Origin of the sequence: Bradyrhizobium sp. CCBAU 051011 (genome assembly GCF_009930815.1) — a bacterium.
Classification (GTDB): Bacteria; Pseudomonadota; Alphaproteobacteria; order Rhizobiales; family Xanthobacteraceae; genus Bradyrhizobium.
On sequence record NZ_CP022222.1, the window covers coordinates 4,954,349 to 4,970,923 of the forward strand.

The following is a 16,575-nucleotide window of genomic DNA, read 5'->3' on the forward strand; positions in this document are numbered from 1 at the left end:
AAGCCATGGACGATCTCGACCACAGAAATCTCGGTGTGCAGCTCAAGCTCTGGCACCTTCAGGAAGATGCGCCGGGCATGGTGTTCTGGCATCCGCGCGGCTACGCGATCTACCGGATGCTGGAGGACTATCTCCGACTCAAGATGCGCCGCGCCGGCTATGCCGAGGTGCGGACGCCGCAGCTGCTGCCGCAGGAGTTCTGGGGCCGCAGCGGCCACTGGGACAAGTTCGGCGAGCATATGTTCCGGGTCGACGATGGCGAGCTGGCGATGGCGCTGAAACCGATGTCGTGCCCGTGCCACGTGCAGATCTTCAACAAGGGGCTACGCTCGTGGCGGGAGCTTCCGATCCGCTATGCCGAGTTCGGTGCTTGCCACCGCAATGAGCCTTCCGGTTCGCTTCACGGCATCATGCGGACGCGCGCCTTCGAGCAGGACGACGCCCATGTATTCTGCCGCGAGCAGGACGTGGAGGATGAAGTCGCGCGCTTCATCGCCCTGCTGGGCGAGGTCTACCGAGACCTCGGTTTTCCCGACTATGAGGTGGCGCTGGCGACGCGTCCGGCGGTGCGCGCCGGCGACGATGCGACGTGGGACTGGTCGGAGGCCAAGCTCGGCGATGCCGCGCGGCAATGCGGCCTCGTGCCTCACATCAATGCCGGCGAAGGCGCGTTCTACGGACCGAAGCTGGAATTCGCGCTGCGCGACCGGCTGGGACGATCCTGGCAGTGCGGCACGGTGCAACTCGATGGCGTCCTGCCGGAGCGGCTCGAGGCGTCCTACGTCGCCCCCGACGGCAGCCGCGCGAGGCCCCTGATGATCCACCACGCCATCTTCGGATCGCTAGGCCGCATGATGGCGATCCTGCTCGAGCACCATGACGGCGTGCTTCCCTTCTGGCTGTCACCGGACCAGGTCGCGGTCGCGCCGATCTCGAAAGACCAGGCCGGATACGGCGCCGACGTGCTGGCAGCATTCGAGGATGCCGGGATCAGGGCCGTTGCCTATGACGGCGCCGATACGCTTTCGCGGCGCATCGTGGCGGCTCATGAAATGGCGGTGCCGGTGATGGCTATCGTCGGCGGGCGCGAGATGAGGGAGGGCCGGGTGACCTTACGCGAGCGCGACGGCTCACAGGCCGACGTTCCACTGGCCGAGGCGGTGTCCCGCCTGCAGGCGAGGGCCCGGCCGGGCGGCCCTTGTGGCTGAAGCCCTGTAAAACCTGCCTCAGGCGCGCTCCGATCAGTGGACCCCTAGCGGACGTGCGCAGCGCCCGCGGACGCAGTGACCTTAGGAGTTGTCGTTCGTCAGGAACCCCCTGATCAGCGCTTGGAGCGCGGCGCGGGGGGTGGTGCGGGCGCTGGCGGCTCGGGCTGCTTGGCCGGTGGCGGCTCGGTCTCGATCGTGCAACGCGATGCCGCGAGCGAGGCCTGTGCCTGCGGCATCAGGCCGGGCTCCGGCGCCAGCGCCTTCAGCACGATCAGCCCGGTGACGGTCGGGGAGTCGATGATCAGCCGGTCGGCGGCGGTGACTTCCTCATCCTCCGGCAATTCGGAATGCTGCGCTTCCGTCATCAGGTCGAGCTCGATCACCTTGCGGCCGGCGGAGCGGTCGTTGATGGCGTAATAGGCGACCTCGTTGCGCGTGTAGAACGACACCGAGGTATAGGCCTGGCTGACCGGTACCGTGAGTTTCAGCGGGCCATCCTTGAGGTCGTAGCGGCAGATCGCCACCGCAAAGGCCGGGTCCATGAACGGCATCGGCGCATTGTTGGGCTCGGCCAGCGGCAGCGCCGTGACGGCATTCTCCTTCGTCATCGGCGTCAGCCGCGAATAGGCGTCCTGGGTGGCAATCCGCGGCAGCGCCAGCACGCTGACGAGGTGCACCACGCCGCCCAGCAGCACGCCCGCAATGATGGTGAACACCAGCCGGATCATGGGCAGTTCACCGTGGATATCGAGGGCATCGGCGCGTCCCGCTGCGTCCGCGTCGCAACGCCAACCGGCGTATCGTACAGCCGCAGCATCAACGCGTAGCGTTCGATGCCGCCGGTCGGCAGCCAGTTGCCGGCGCGCGAGCGCGCGGCTACGCGGATCTCGAACCCGCCATCGGAGCCGCGCACGATTTCCTGGCTGGTGAAGCCGTAGCGTTGCAGCGAGTTGGCGACCAGATGCCCCTTGCGGTCGAACAGCGTCAGCGTCCAGAACCGGGCGGCCGGCGTCACCCCGCTGACGACGACATCGCAGCGCCCGTCGAGCGGTTTGTTCTTGTCGTCGGTAGTGGCCGTAAAGGCGATGCCGTCGCCGGTGCCTACCGGCAATTCGCCGCTGCGGGCAATCGAGGCACGTGAGTAGGGATCGATTTCGGAGGTGCCGGCCTTGGGACGTGCGGTCCAGGCGCCGATCGTGAGCGTGCCGAGATCAGTGCCGCGCGTCGCCGTCATATAGGTCGAGCCGAGGCCGACGGCCGTGGCAAGCGCCAACGCCAGCAAGGTGATGAAGATCAGCCGCACGGGCCAGTGCTCCGAAATCTCACTGCATCAGATTCCGCTTGAACCGGCTTCATCCGAAACCTGAAGCGCATCTTTCTGTTTGAGCATGTCGGCACAGGCGCTTCGCATCTGTTCCGAGGAAAGCCGGTTAAGGTTCTGCCGGATCATGCCTATTAATTCTTCCGCTGCGCCGGTGCAGGCTGGTCGCCGGCGGCTGCGATATAATTCTCCGGAAACGCCAGCGCGCCGGAATTGACCGGCTTCGCCGGCTGCTTCTGGTCGTTGGACGAGGTCTTGCCCGCGGCCTTGCCGGCCTCGTCGAGCAGCTTTTCGACGCGTACCAGAATATCCGCGCCGCGCTTGGTCAATACCGGCGGCGGTCCCGGCTTGGTGTCCAGCACCCGTGCCGCGCCGTTGGCCGCGGCGTTGGCGGACAAAGCGGGCTGCGGCAGCTTCGTGCCCATGCCAATACCCGGGATTTCCTTCACCTCGACGCCCTGATGCGCGACGACCATGATGTCGTGCCAGGTTTGTGCCGGCAGCGAACCACCGGTCATGCGGTTGGTCGGCGAATAGTCGTCGTTGCCGTACCAGACCGCGCAGGTGAAGTTGCCGGTGAAACCGACGAACCAGGCATCGCGATAGGCATTGGTGGTGCCGGTCTTGCCCGCGGTCGGGATGCCGTCGATCGCGGCGCGGCGGGCGGTGCCTTCGCTGACGACATGGCTCATCATTTCCGACATGTCGGCGGCGACGGAGGCGGGGATGGCTTGCACCGGCTTCTTGCCGTCGCGGTCGAAGCGCCAGACCAGGTCGCCGGCGCCGGTGCGCACTTCCAGCACCGCGTGAGGTTTTGGTGCCTTGCCCTTGTTCGGGAAGGTCGCGTAGGCGACCGCGTGTTCGAGCACGGTGACCTCGTCCGAGCCGATGGGCATCGACGGCGTATCCGGCAGGGGGGCGGTGAGGCCAAACTTCCTCGCGACCTCGGTGATCTTGGCGCGGCCGGCCTTGGCAGGGTTCGGCGTCTTGCCGCCGAGCGCAATCGAGAGCTTCACCGGCACCACGTTGATCGAGCGGGTGATCGCCTGGGTCAGCGTCACCGAGCCGGAATAATTGTGGCCATAGTTCTGCGGGCACCAGTTGCCGATGCAGACCGGGCCGTCGACCACTTTCGAGTTCGGGGTGTACCCGTTCAAAAGCGCGGTGGTGTAGACATAGGGCTTGAACGACGAACCCGGCTGTCGATAGGCGTCGGTCGCGCGGTTGAACTGGCTGGCCCCGTAGTCGCGGCCGCCAACCATGGCGCGGACGCCGCCGTCGAGATCCGCGACCACGACGGAAGCCTGGGTCGCGTGGTAGTCGCGGCCGAACTGGCGGAGCTGGTTTTCAACCGTTTCCTCGGCGGCGCGCTGCACATTCATGTCGATCGCGGTGCGGACCACGAAGACGCGCTCGGTATAGGATTTCGGGAAGGTATCGACCAGCTTGCGCATTTCCTCAAAGGCGTAGTCGAGATAGTAGTTCGGCGAGTTTTCGTCGCGGCGATCGACGGCGAAGGCCGGGTTGCGCCGGGCGCCGAACACCTGGCCTTCGGTCATGAAGCCGGCATCGACAAGGTTGTCGAGCACGATGTTGGCGCGGGCGCGGGCGGCAGGCAGGTTGATGTGCGGGGCGTATTTGGTCGGCGCCTTGAACAGGCCGGCGAGCATGGCCGATTCCGCCAGAGTGACGTCGCGCGCCGACTTGTTGAAGTAGAAATGCGCCGCGCCGTCGACGCCGAAGGTGCCGCCGCCCATATAGGCGCGGTCGAGATAGAGTTTCAGGATCTCGTTCTTGGTCAGCCGCGTCTCCAGCCAGATCGCCAGGAACGCTTCCTTCACCTTGCGCTCTATGGTGCGCTCGTTGCTGAGGAACAGGTTCTTCGCCAATTGCTGCGTGATCGACGAGCCGCCCTGGCGCACGCCGCCGGCTTGCGCGTTGGTCACGAGGGCGCGCGCGGTGCCGGGGATGTCGATGCCGAAATGATCGTAGAAGCGGCGGTCCTCGGTAGCGAGCGTCGCCTTGATCAGGTTGTCCGGAAAATCTTCCAGCGGGATCGAGTCGTTATGCTTGATGCCGCGGCTGCCGATCGGATTGCCGTAACGGTCGAGGAACGACACTGCCAGATCGGACTTCTTCAGCCAGTCATCGTCGGCGGTTTCGCGAAACGCCGGGATCGCCAGCGCCAGCATCAGGATCAGGCCGCCGAGGCCGATGGTGGCGGCCTCCGAAAACGGCTCGATGAAGACCCAGCGCTTCCAGCGGCCGACATAGAAGCGGTCCATGAAGGTGGAATAGCGCTCGTACAGCTCGCGCAGGCCCTTGCCCGACGAGAACAGCGTCGAGTCGATACGTGCGTCCAGATCCAGAAGGAAGTTCCGGATCTTCTGCTTCACATCAGGAGGTACGATTTGGCGCACCGGGACCCTTGGTCGTTCGAAACGCTCACGCACCCGCGCGGGCGCTGTCGAGACGTCTTGCTTTCATGTTGCGGCAAACCCAAGGCGCTTTTACGGCTCGCTCTCGCGCCCTGGGGACTCACATTCGTTCTATCCGAGCGGGGACCATAAACCAATGCTCCCGCTCACCATTTTGGTGGCCAGCCCTAACGCCGTCCCACCTTTTTTGCTCCCGCAGCCGGCCCGCTTGCGCCTTGGTTGCCGGACCCACTAGATGTGCCACAGCCGAACCCGACCCGGAAACAACCGACTTCATGACCGCGCCGCCCAAGCGACCCTCGGCCCAAGAGGGATTCTTCTGGAAAACCAAGACGTTGGAGGAGATGTCCAACGCCGAATGGGAAAGCCTGTGCGATGGCTGCGCGCGCTGCTGCCTGGAAAAGCTCGAGGACGAGGACACCGGGAAAATTTATTTCACCCATGTTTCCTGCAAGCTGCTGGATTCGGGGCTGTGCGCCTGCAAGGACTACCAAAACCGTTCCGACAAGGTTCCGGATTGCGTCCGCCTGACGCCCGAGAACGTCCGCACCCTGAACTGGCTGCCGCCGAGCTGCGGCTACAAGCTGGTCGCCGAGGGGCGCGATCTCTACTGGTGGCACCCGCTGATTTCGGGTGATCCCAACACCGTGCATGAAGCCGGAGTTTCCGTCCGCGGCCGGGTGCAGGGCACCGAGAACGAGATCCCGGATGAGGATCTGGAGGATCACATCGTGCAATGGCCGGCACTGTTGCCGAAGCGGGCGCGGCTGAAGAAGCGGCCGAAAGTCTGACCGTAAATCCCTGAACGCTTCACGGAAACGCGATGGTCCCTGCGCGGGATGCTCCCATGCGCGCAAGGTGCTGCCGCGGGGGAAGTTTGCCCTCTAGAGTGCATCGCATATGGCGATTCCATCTCGGCGGCTTTGGCCGCGCAGAAGAATATTACGTCCGACATGAACCAGCACCAGCGGCTGGGCCGCGAGCCCGCCGACCAAACGACATTGCCGGAAGGTATTGAACGCGAGCTTTCGGACATCACGACCGAAGTCATGGATGTCAGCGATGCGCCGCCGCTCGCGCCGCCCGCGCCGCTGAGTCAGGACGAGGTCCGCACCATCCTGATGAGTCTGCTGCTGACGATGTTCCTGGCCGCGCTCGACCAGACCATCGTGGCGACGGCGCTGCCGACCATCGGCCGCCAGTTCAATGACGTCAGTAACCTGTCCTGGGTGATCACGGCCTACCTTTTGGCCTCGACGGCGGTAGCCCCCGTGTTCGGCACGCTGAGCGACATCTATGGCCGCCGCGTCATGATCACCGTTTCGCTGGTGCTGTTCACCGCCGGCTCGATCTTGTGCGCGGTGGCGCCGAACATGGCGGTCTTGATCGTCGCGCGCGGCCTGCAGGGGCTGGGCGGTGGCGGCATCATGCCGGTCGTGCAGACCGTGATTTCGGATGTTGTTAGCCCTCGCGAGCGCGGCAAATATCAGGCCTATTTCAGCGGCGTCTGGATGGCGGCGGGCCTGATGGGTCCCGTGCTCGGTGGCGTGTTCGCCGAGCATCTGCACTGGTCGATGATCTTCTGGATCAACGTGCCGCTCGCCGTCGGCGCGCTGTTCCTGCTGCTGCCGAAGATGGGCAAGATTCCGGTCTTCCACCGCCGCCGCAAGGTCGACTGGCTTGGCGGGCTGTTGCTGATGGCCGCCGCCGTCGTGGTCATGCTGGTGCTCACCTGGGGCGGCAACCGTTACGCCTGGCTGTCGCCTGCGATCATGGCGATGATCGGCGCATCGGTCGCGCTGGCGTTCGCCTTTGTCTGGCATGCGCGCAATGCCGAGGAACCGTTCCTGCCGCTGTCGCTGCTGGGCGGAACGGTGGTGCCTTACGCCATCGTGGCCGGCGCCTGCGCGCTGGGCGCCATCACCGGGCTGACCGTGCATCTGCCGTTGTATTACGAGGTGGTCTACCATCTCACGGCCAGCGAGGCGGGACTGGCGCTGATCCCGCTCGCCGCGATCTCCACCTGTGGCGCGGCGATCGCCGGACGGACCATGGCGCGCGCCAAGCACTACAAGCGCGTCGCGATTGCCGGAACGTTGACGGCGACCATCTTCGGCGTCGTGCTGACCGTGACGACGCTGCCGCTGTGGGGTTTGCTGATCGTCTTGTCCCTGTTTGCGCTCGGGCTCGGCACGACTTTCCCGGTCAGCGTGGTTTCGCTGCAGAACTCGGTGGCGCGCCCGCAAATCGGCACCGTCACCGGTGCGATGAACTTCTTCCGCGCGCTGATGTCGTCGTTCGCGGTCGCTACCTTCAGCGCGATCCTGTTGATGTCGCTGGGCGCGGGCATCTCGCTCGGCGAGCATCGGGGACCGGCGAATGCCATTCCCGTCGCCGACATGATCACCGCGTTCCGCTATGTCTTTGGCGCCGCCGCCGCGCTGCTCGCAACGGCTGCGGTATGCATCCTCGCGATGGAAGAACGGCCACTGGCCGGCCCCTCGACGCCGGCGGAGATGGCGGAGTAGGGCTGCCTGGCTATTCAAGCTGCATACGGACACCCTTCGCGCCGTTGAGCAGTCGCTTCAGGTGAAAGTTGGCCAGAGGATCCTCGGCGTGCGCGCCGACGAGCGCGGCAAAGGCCGGCATTGCGCTGCTATCGCCAGCCTCAAGCTTGGCGAAAGCTTCGCCATACAGCGTTGTCGCCGGCGCCCCGAAACTGGCTGTCGATAAGGGCTCGTAGGCGCGCAATGGTTCGCTGCGCCCACGCAGCACGAGATCGCCGACCGGTCGGCCCCTGAAATTCTTCGCAGCGTTTGCAATTGTCGCGCTGACGCAGATCCGGGTGCCGAGAATCTTGTTCGCCGCTTCAAGCCTCGCCGCCGTGTTGATGGCGTCGCCATACGCAGTGTAGTCGAAGAAACGGCCGCCCCCGAAATTGCCGACCAGCGCAGGACCGGCGTGAACGCCGATGCGGGTGGCGCCGAAATTCACGCCTCTCGCCTTCCACCGTTCGCGAAACGCCTCCGCCCAAGCGTCGAGCTCGCCCGCGCAGGCGACTGCGCGCGCTGCGTAGTCGGGCTGGTCGCTGGGCGCATTGAACAGTACCTCGATCGCATCGCCGATCACCTTTGCCACGGTCCCCTCATGCGCGAAGACGACGTCGGTCATTCCGGCCACATATTCGTTGAGCAGTTCTCCAAGGAGTTCGGGCGGGGCAGTCTCCACGAGCGAGGTAAAGCTGGTTATGTCGGTGAAGATGACCGCAACGTCGCGCCAGGCCACCTCCATGCTGTCGCCCACGCTGGACGCAAGCCGCTTGGCGAGTTCGGGCGAGAAATAGCGGGAGAGCGAGGCATGGGCGCGCTCGGCTTCCGCCTGGCGGCGCCGCGTCTCGCGCAGCATTTCGATGTGCCGCAGGGTCTTGTCGATCGTCGCTTCGAGATCGACGAAATCGATCGGCTTGGTCACGAAGTCGAACGCGCCGCGATTCATCGCAGTGCGGATGTTGCTCATGTCGCCATAAGCCGACACGATAATGGTCGATTTCTTGTCTTCGGATTCCTGCAGCCTGGCGAGCAGCGACAGGCCGTCCATTCGCGGCATGTTGATGTCGGAGACCACGAGGTCGACGTGCGGATGCGCTTCGAGCGACTGCAACGCCTCGAGCCCGTCACGCGCGAACATGAAACTGACCAAACCCTCGCGAACCTGCCGGCGGAATTTCTGAAGGATCAGCGCCTCCAGATCCGGCTCATCATCGACCACGAGGATGGTTGCGGTCATGCGGCTTGCTCGAGCCTGGCATCGATCTCCTGACGTAGCGCCGCGAAGTCGATCGGTTTGGTCAGAAGGTCAGTTGCGCCGTTCTCGAGCGCCTTGCGCTTGGTGTCGGCATCGCCATAGGCCGTGATCATGATGACCGGCACCTCGGGCCGCATTTCCTTCACCTTCGGCAGCATTTCCAGCCCTGTCATGCCGGGCATGTTGATGTCGGACAGGATCAGGATCAGCGAATGCTCGGTGGGGGAGCCGACGCGCGCCAGCGCGTCCGGCGCGGAACTGGCGAAGTCCATGACGAAACGCTGCGCGCGCAGGTCGCGGCGAAATTGCTGGCGGAACAACGCTTCCACGTCGGGCTCGTCATCGACGACTAGAACCAGAACACTCACGGCTACCCTCTAGACCTTTCTGCAAAATTGCTTGCTCGCGGCAACAAGATGCGGAATTCGGTGAAATGGCCCGGCTGGGTATCCACGTCAATTGTGCCGCCATGTTGTTTCACGATGATGTCGTGGCTCATGGATAGGCCCAACCCGGTGCCTTCGCCGGCCGGCTTGGTGGTGAAGAAGGGGTTGAACATCTTCTCCTTTACCTCGGGCGGAATGCCGGTGCCGTTGTCACGGATGCGGATTTCGACGCTTTCGCCCAGGTTTTTCGTGCTCGCCCGCAGCCTCGGCTCAAAGCCGGGCTCGCCGCCTTCCTTGTTGCGCTTGGTCACGGCGTGGAATCCGTTGGAGACCAAGTTGAGGAACACGCGGGTAATCTCTTGCGGGAAAACGTCGATCTGGCCCGCGGCGGGATCGAAGTCGCGCTCCAGCGTCACATTGAAGCCGGGCTTCTCGGCGCGGGCGCCGTGATAGGCGAGGTTGAGGCTCTCGTCGATCAGGGCATTGATGTCAGACAGCCGGTGCTCGCCGCCGCCCTCGCGCGAATGCAAGAGCATGTTCTTGACGATGGAATCAGCACGCTTGCCGTGCTGCACGACTTTTTTAAGATTACCCTTAAGGAGTTCCGTAAGCTCATCCACTTCGGCGCGGATCTTCTCGCCTACCTCGGCTTGCCCGAGCGCATCGTGCAGCTCCTCGGTCAACTCGGCTGAAAGGGCGGCAAAATTGTTGACGAAGTTGAGTGGGTTCTTGATCTCGTGCGCAATGCCTGCGGTGAGCTGGCCGAGCGAGGCAAGCTTTTCGGTCTGCACCAGGCGGTTCTGCGCGGTGCGGAGATCGTCCAGCGATTGGGACAGGTCGCTGGTGCGTTGGCGGAGTTCATTAAGCAGGCGAGCATTTTCGATCGCGATCACGGCCTGGGCAGCAAAGTTCTGCACCAGAGCAATCTGTTTTTCGGTGAACGGCCGGACCTCCTGACGATAGAGGCCGATCGTTCCGACGAGTTGATCCTCCTTGAGCATGGGGACCTGCAGCAGCGTGCGGCCGCCGCCGATTTCCGCGAGGGCGATCATGCCCGGATAGCGCTCAAGGTAGGCCTCATGCTGCAGGACATCATGGACGTGAACAGGCTGCTTTGTAGTGACGACGCGGCCCAGCGGAAGCTTGGGGTCGACGCGGATCGGAGTCTGCGCAAGAAATTCGCTGAAGGCGGGAGGCAAATTCCACGCGGCGACGCCGTGAAATTGGTCGCCTTTCAATAAGCGCAGCATCGCAAATTTCGCCTCGCAGAGTCGTCCAGCGTTTTCCAGCATGGCGTGGAACACCGGCTCTAGTTCTCCGGGCGAAGCGCTGATCACCCTGAGTACATCCGCGGTCGCGGTCTGCTGCTGCAGCGATTCCTCCAGATCGCGCGTCTTGGCCTGCACCTCCTCAAATAGCCGGACATTGCCGATGGCGATCACGGCTTGGTCGGCGAAGGTCTGCAGCAGGCTGATCTGTTTGTCGGTAAACGGGTGCACCTCCGTACGCCTGAGCAGGATCGCGCCGATGCTTTCGTTCTCGCGCAGCATCGGCGCGCATAGGATGCTGCGAATGCCTAGGCTTTGCGACAATTCCCGCGCTTCCGGAAACTCAGCGCCTTCCTCCGAAAACACGTCGCGCACATGTACCGGCGTCCTGTCAACAACCGAACGTCCGGCGACATAGTCGCGATTGATGGCGCGTTTCTCGCCAAAAACCACGGGTATTGGGCCATGATGTGCTTCGTAACTAAGATGATCGCCTTCTTTCAGGTAAACGATGGCGTCATTGGCGTCGCAAAGCTCGCAGGCACTTTCCACGATGGCAGTGAGGACAGGCGCGACGTCGGTTGGAGAGGAAGCGATTACCTTCAGAATGTTGGCGCTGCCGGTCTGATAGGTGAGGGCTTCGGAAAGCTCACGCGTCTTAGCCTGCACCTCCTCAAACAGCCGCACGTTACCGATGGCGATTACCGCCTGGTCGGCAAAGGTCTGCAACAGGCCGATCTGCTTGTCGCTGAAGGCGACGGGTTCCAGACGGCGAAGCACGATCGCGCCAATTGCTTCTCCCTCCCGCAACAACGGTACGCTCAGCGTACAGCGGTGACCCTGTTCGCGCGACTGCCGCTGCCCTTCGGGAAATTCGGCCGCCTCCGGCGCCTGGAAATCGGACACCTGCACCGGTACACGATCGACGACTGAACGACCCGTTGCCCAGTCCCGATTGATCGGGCGGGCCTCTTGGCCCGTCGGAATGGGTCCGTGATGCGCGCTGAAATGCAAGTCGTTGCCGATCTTCAGCAGGACGTTGGCATCGTAGGCGTCGCAGAACTTGCAGGCGCTCTCAACAATCGCCTGCAGCGCCGGTCTGACCTCGGTCGGCGATGAGGCGATTACCTTTAGCACCTCTGCGGTGGCGGTCTGCTGCTGCAGGGCCTCGCTCAAATCCTCGGTGCGCTGCTGTACCTCGTTGAACAGTCCGACATTCTTGATCGCGATCACGGCCTGGTCGGCGAACATCTGCAGCAAGCGGGTGTGTTGTTCGCCGAACGGGCCCGGCGCGACGCGGGTGACGGTGATGATGCCGACGGCCTCACCGTCATTCATCAGCGGCGCGAACAGCATGCTGCGATAGCCGCGGGCCCGCGCAATGTCGCGCGCCGCCGGCTCGAGTTCGGTATCAGGCAATTCCGCCGGCGCGCCCTTGCGCGTCAATTGGTAGGGCGGAAACTTGTCCAGCGGGACCGGGAACGCAGATTGCAGGACGGCATCGCCGGCCGCGTCGGTCGGTGTAAAGGCGGCCAGATGAATCCTGCCATCGGTGTAGCGGAATACAGCGGCCGAAAAGCCGCCGATCAACCGGTTGGCGCTATACGCAATGGCGTCGAACACCGGCTGCACGTCAGAGGGCGAGGAGGCTATGACTTTCAGGATGTCGGCGGTGGCGGTCTGCCGTTCCAGCGCTTCTTTCGTCTCGTTGAACAGCCGCGTGTTCTCGATCGCGATCACGGCCTGGTCGGCAAACGTTTGCAACAGTTGCACGTGATGGGGCGCAAACGCGCCGGGCTCGGCGCGGGTGACGCTGATGATACCAACCGGGGTGCCCTGGTTCATCAGCGGGGTGAACAGCACACTGCGAAAGCCGCGCAGCCGCGCCAACTCCCTGTTGGCGGGGGGCACGTCATCGGCCTCGGTGTCCGGGAACTGGATCGTTTCCCCGTTGCGGACCAGTGCAAATGTGGGGAATTCGGCCAGGGGCCGCGGAAATGACGATTGCAGAACCTCGTCGGCTTTGGGATCCGTCGGCGTGTAGGCCACAAGATGCAGTTCGTCGCCGATGAAGCGCAGCACAGTGGTCGAGAAGGCGCCGAGCAGCGTCTTGGCGCTCGACGCGATGGCCTCGAACACGGGTTGCACGTCTGACGGCGAGCTTGCGATGACCTTCAGGATATCCGCCGTCGCGGTCTGCCGCTCCAGCGTCTCCCGGGTCTCATTGAACAGGCGCGTGTTCTCGATAGCGATCACGGCTTGGTCGGCAAAGGTCCTGACCAGTGTCAGCTGCTTCTCGGACAGCCTGAAGCCCGCTTGCGGGGTGGTCAGATTGATGGTTCCAATGCCTTCACCCCGATGGATCAGGGGCACAAATGTCGCGCTTCGGAAGCCACCGGCCGCCGCAACCCGGCGGGTCAACTCTGGCGTACCGGGAGCTTCGATATCGGGAATCTCTATGATCCGGCGCTCCATGATTGCACGGCATGACGGGGAGCGGTCCGGGTCGAACGGGATCGGATAGATGGACCTGGCCTTTTCGTGGTCAAAACTCGGTCCGCTTGCTGCGATGGCTCGCCAATGCAGCTTGCCATCCTGCAGTGTCGTGATCACCGCGGTGTGCGGTGCGAACAGCTCGGCGGCGCTGTTCACGATGACATCCAGGACAGGCTGCACTTCGGAAGGGGAGGAGGCGATGACCTTCAGAATGTCAGCGGTCGCCGTTTGCCGCTCAAGCGCTTCGCGCGTCTCATCGAACAGCCGCGCATTCTGGATGGCGATCACGGCCTGATCGGCGAAACTGTTCAGCAGTTCGCACTCCCTGTCCGTAAACGGCACCATCGAGGTGCGGCCCACGAAAACCGTGCCGATTGCCTTGTCTTCCCAGAGCATGGGTGCAATAGCCATCGAATAGTTTTGCCCGATCCTGCGAGCGGTCTCGCGCAGGTCGATCGGCACGTCCGGATCGTTCTGGACGTCGGCAGAGCGCACCAGCCGTCGCTCGCGAATCGCAAGCTCGCTTACGGTTCCTTCAATCGGAATCGGAAACCGCTCGCGCGCCGCCTCGGCGTTTGCGCCACGCGCGGCCGCAATTTGCAACAGGCCTTCTTCGCTGGTGAGGAAAATCAGGCTCTCCTCGCTGTCAAAAAGATGCTTGATGCTGGAGAGGATGCTTTCGAATACCGGTTTGGTATCGGCTACCGAACTGCTGATGACACTGAGGATGCCGGCGGAAGCCTTCTGCTGCTCACGCGCGAGGTTCAGTTCCCGACGCAGATTCGCATTCTCGATTTCGAGCTCGACCTGACGCGCCTTCGCCTCGTCGCGCTCGGCGCGAACAGATTCGAGGTGCGACTCCATCTCGGTGATGGCTGACCCCAGCTCATCGATCGCGACTGACATGTCCTCGGGAAGCGTCGCCATTCCAACGATCCATTGCGTTCGGGCATCAGCAGGGCCAATTGGGCCGTCTCGCCGCTGTTCCAGTCGGATTATTTCATCCCGGAAGCGTCAGAGCCAGCGCTCATGGAGGTCTTACGGCAGCCTTTTCTCGCGCGGTCGCCCGTCTCACTTCACCTTGATCGCGTCAGGAAGCGCGCGATCGCGCCTCCGAGCCGCCCGCTGTCCAGCGGCTCGGCGAGCGAGGCCTTTGCGGCTGCGACGAGGCTGTCAGGTGCATGGCCCTTGGCATGCGCCATCTCGCAGCAGGCCAGCGCAAAGCCGACGGAGAATTCCGGGTGCGGCTGCACCGAGAGCGTGGTGCCGCCGGCGTAGAGCAGCCCGGCATGCGGCGTGAAATCCGAGGACAGAATGGTATTGGCGCCGGCCGGCGGCGTGATGACTTGATCCTGATGCGAGGCGGCGAGGGCGATGCGCATGCCTTCGATCACGCCATTATCAGGCGCAACGTCGTAGACATGCCGCCCGAGACCCCAGCCCTTCTCCGACTTGCGCACCGTGCCGCCCAGCGCCTGCGCGATCAATTGATGGCCGAAGCAGACACCGACCATCGGCACCTGATTGTCGTGGGCTGTGCGCACGAAATCCTCGAGCGGCGCGATCCAGTCCAGGGGATCGTAGACGCCCGCCGGGGAGCCGGTGATGAGGATCGCCGCCAGCCCTTCGACATCCGGCAGCGGCTGGCCGGCAGCAATGCTGACGGTCTCGAACGTGACGGTGGAGTCGGCGGCGCCGATCATCTGCTCGAACATCTGCGGATACGATCCGTGAAGTTCGCGGTTCTTGGCGCTGACGAGCCCGGTTTCGATGATAGTGACGCGCGGCATCGGTGACTGTCCGGTCGGTCGCTTCAGCCTCAGGTCCCCGGCCTCGACACCTCGGTCTCCTTGCTGGTGATGAATTCCAAGAGCACCGGGACGCCTTCCTGCGTCTTTGCAATGCCGCGCTTGATGGCCGGGATGATGTCTTCCGGCCTCAACACCCGCTCGCCATAGCCGCCGAAGGCGCGGGCCATCGCGGCGTAGTCGCCGGAAATGTCGGTGGAGCGGTATTTCTCTGTCGAGATCGGCATCACCTTCAATTCGATCGCCATCGAGAAATTGTTCAACAGGATCGACATGATCGGGATGCGCTCACGGACCGCGGTCTCGAAATCCATGCCGGTGAAGCCGATCGCGGCATCGCCCCAGACATTGATGCAGAGCTTGTCAGGCTTTGCCAGCTTGGCGCCCATCGCAAGCCCAAGGCCGTAGCCGAGCTGCGTGGTCTTGCCCCAGCCGATATAGGAGAGCGGCTCGACCGATTTCCAGAACGGGGACAGCTGGTCGCGCGGGCTGCCCGCATCGTGGGTGATGATGGTGTTGTTGATGTCGACGGTGTGCTGCAGGTCCCACAACACGCGGTAGGGATTCAGCGGCGCGTCGTTATGGGTCAGCTTCGGCATCCATTTCGCCAGCCATTCCTTGTGGGAGGCGGCGATTTCGGCGACAACGGCCGTCGCATCGCGATCCGACGTGACCGTCTTGCCAATCTCTTCCAGCAAGGCATCGAGCACCAGGCCGGCGTCGCCGACCAGCCCGACCTTGGCCTCGACATCCTTGTTGAGATGGTTGGGATCGAGCGTCGAATGAATGATTGTCTTGCCCTTCGGCATGGCGATGCCGAAAGACGTCTCGGTGAACGAGCAACCGATGCCGAAGATCACGTCGGCTTCGCCCAAAAATTTCGGCACCGCGCGCGGTACGGCGAGGCCGCCCGATCCCAGCGACAACGGATGCGTTTCCGGAAATGACGATTTGCCGCCCAGGCTGGTCGTGACGGGAATCGCTAGGCGCTCGGCCAGCCGTTTGAGCTGTGGCCACGCCCTGGCGTAGTGCACGCCCTGGCCGGCATAGATCACCGGCCGCTTCGCCTGGACGAGGAGGGCCGCCGCTTCCTTCACATGGACCGGATCGGCGCCGTAGCGGGTGCGCAGCACCGGCGTGTAGTTCAGGGGTTCCGGCACTTCCTCGTTCCACATGTCGGCGGGGATTTCGACGATCACCGGCCCGCCGCGCCCGTTCTTCAGTTTGGTGAATGCTCTTCGAAAGATGTTGCAGACTTCTGCCGCGATGTTGATCGGCTCGGATGATTTCGAGAACGCCTTCATCGCCTGGGTGGAATTGAAATTCGGGTCGATATTGGCAAGCCGGCGCGCATAGCCCATCGGCAGCACCAGCACGGGGACGGATTCACCGTAGCATTGCGCCACGCCGCCCATCGCGTTCTCGGCGCCGGGCCCATGCTGCATGCAGAACGCGCCGATCGACCGGCCTGAGGTGACGCGCGAGATCGCGTCCGCCATGTGAACGCCGATGCGTTCCTGGCGCACCATCACCGGGCGGATGTCGGCATTGGCCGCATATTCAATGAGATGATTGACTGGATAGCCGCAGAGGATCTCGATTCCCTCCCGCTTCATGATTTCCGCGATGGCAGCACCGAGCTTCATGACGGTCTCTCCCCCTTGATTGCAGGCCAGTTTGGTCCGGCCGCTTTGCAACAGTAGGAACAGGATTTTCCAGCCCGGTAAAGCGAGGGCGGCGCCTACGCGCGGAAGTGCTGATATGCGTTTTGTAACTTCGTGCCGGGATCGACCGTCCACCGGGCGAGAATATTGTTGCTGCGAATGCGGATTGTCTGAATGAAAAC

The 16,575-nt window shown here is 63.5% G+C and carries 11 protein-coding genes; 3 read left to right on the plus strand and 8 right to left on the minus strand.

Annotated elements, in window-relative coordinates; all coding sequences use genetic code 11:
- The first annotated feature begins 5 nt into the window (after positions 1–5).
- Complete coding sequence (thrS, locus tag ACH79_RS23100; RefSeq protein WP_161853059.1) at positions 6–1,208, plus strand: threonine--tRNA ligase; 1,203 nt, start codon at positions 6–8, stop codon at positions 1,206–1,208.
- Positions 1,209–1,321: 113 nt separating this feature from the next.
- On the opposite strand, the gene ACH79_RS23105 is transcribed toward thrS, so the two are convergent.
- From ACH79_RS23105 to ACH79_RS23115, 3 genes are all read right to left on the minus strand, one after another.
- Positions 1,322–1,936 carry a DUF1254 domain-containing protein gene (locus ACH79_RS23105; protein WP_161853060.1) on the minus strand — a complete coding sequence of 205 codons (615 nt, stop codon included), beginning with the start codon at positions 1,934–1,936 and terminating at the stop codon, positions 1,322–1,324.
- Positions 1,933–2,511: a DUF1214 domain-containing protein gene (locus ACH79_RS23110; protein ID WP_161853061.1), complete on the minus strand. Its 579-nt coding sequence runs from the start codon at positions 2,509–2,511 to the stop codon at positions 1,933–1,935. Before ACH79_RS23110 ends, ACH79_RS23105 begins: the two co-directional genes overlap by 4 nt.
- A 152-nt stretch (positions 2,512–2,663) precedes the next feature.
- Positions 2,664–4,949 (minus strand): transglycosylase domain-containing protein, encoded by a 2,286-nt coding sequence (locus ACH79_RS23115; RefSeq protein WP_161853062.1) that lies wholly within the window; start codon positions 4,947–4,949, stop codon positions 2,664–2,666.
- Between the two features lie 293 nt (positions 4,950–5,242).
- Here ACH79_RS23115 and ACH79_RS23120 point away from each other — a divergent pair, with 293 nt between their 5' ends.
- On the plus strand, positions 5,243–5,758 hold the full coding sequence (locus ACH79_RS23120) for a YcgN family cysteine cluster protein (RefSeq protein ID WP_161853063.1): 516 nt from the start codon (positions 5,243–5,245) through the stop codon (positions 5,756–5,758).
- A 162-nt stretch (positions 5,759–5,920) separates the two neighbouring features.
- Positions 5,921–7,495 (plus strand): MDR family MFS transporter, encoded by a 1,575-nt coding sequence (locus ACH79_RS23125; RefSeq protein ID WP_161853064.1) that lies wholly within the window; start codon positions 5,921–5,923, stop codon positions 7,493–7,495.
- 10 nt (positions 7,496–7,505) lie between these two features.
- Here ACH79_RS23125 and ACH79_RS23130 read toward each other — a convergent pair whose 3' ends face one another.
- From ACH79_RS23130 to ACH79_RS23150, 5 genes are all read right to left on the minus strand, one after another.
- Positions 7,506–8,753, minus strand: a complete 1,248-nt coding sequence (locus tag ACH79_RS23130; protein ID WP_161853065.1) for an adenylate/guanylate cyclase domain-containing protein — start codon at positions 8,751–8,753, stop codon at positions 7,506–7,508.
- Positions 8,750–9,139 (minus strand): response regulator, encoded by a 390-nt coding sequence (locus ACH79_RS23135; RefSeq protein WP_161853066.1) that lies wholly within the window; start codon positions 9,137–9,139, stop codon positions 8,750–8,752. The genes ACH79_RS23130 and ACH79_RS23135 overlap by 4 nt, the downstream gene beginning before the upstream one ends.
- A gap of 2 nt (positions 9,140–9,141) precedes the next feature.
- Positions 9,142–13,848, minus strand: a complete 4,707-nt coding sequence (locus ACH79_RS23140; RefSeq protein ID WP_161853067.1) for a GAF domain-containing protein — start codon at positions 13,846–13,848, stop codon at positions 9,142–9,144.
- Positions 13,849–13,997: 149 nt separating this feature from the next.
- The gene (locus ACH79_RS23145) at positions 13,998–14,711 is read right to left on the minus strand and encodes a type 1 glutamine amidotransferase (RefSeq protein ID WP_161853068.1); all 714 of its coding nucleotides are present in this window, start codon (positions 14,709–14,711) and stop codon (positions 13,998–14,000) included.
- A gap of 29 nt (positions 14,712–14,740) precedes the next feature.
- Complete coding sequence (locus ACH79_RS23150; RefSeq protein ID WP_161853069.1) at positions 14,741–16,375, minus strand: thiamine pyrophosphate-requiring protein; 1,635 nt, start codon at positions 16,373–16,375, stop codon at positions 14,741–14,743.
- Between the last annotated feature and the right edge of the window lie 200 nt (positions 16,376–16,575).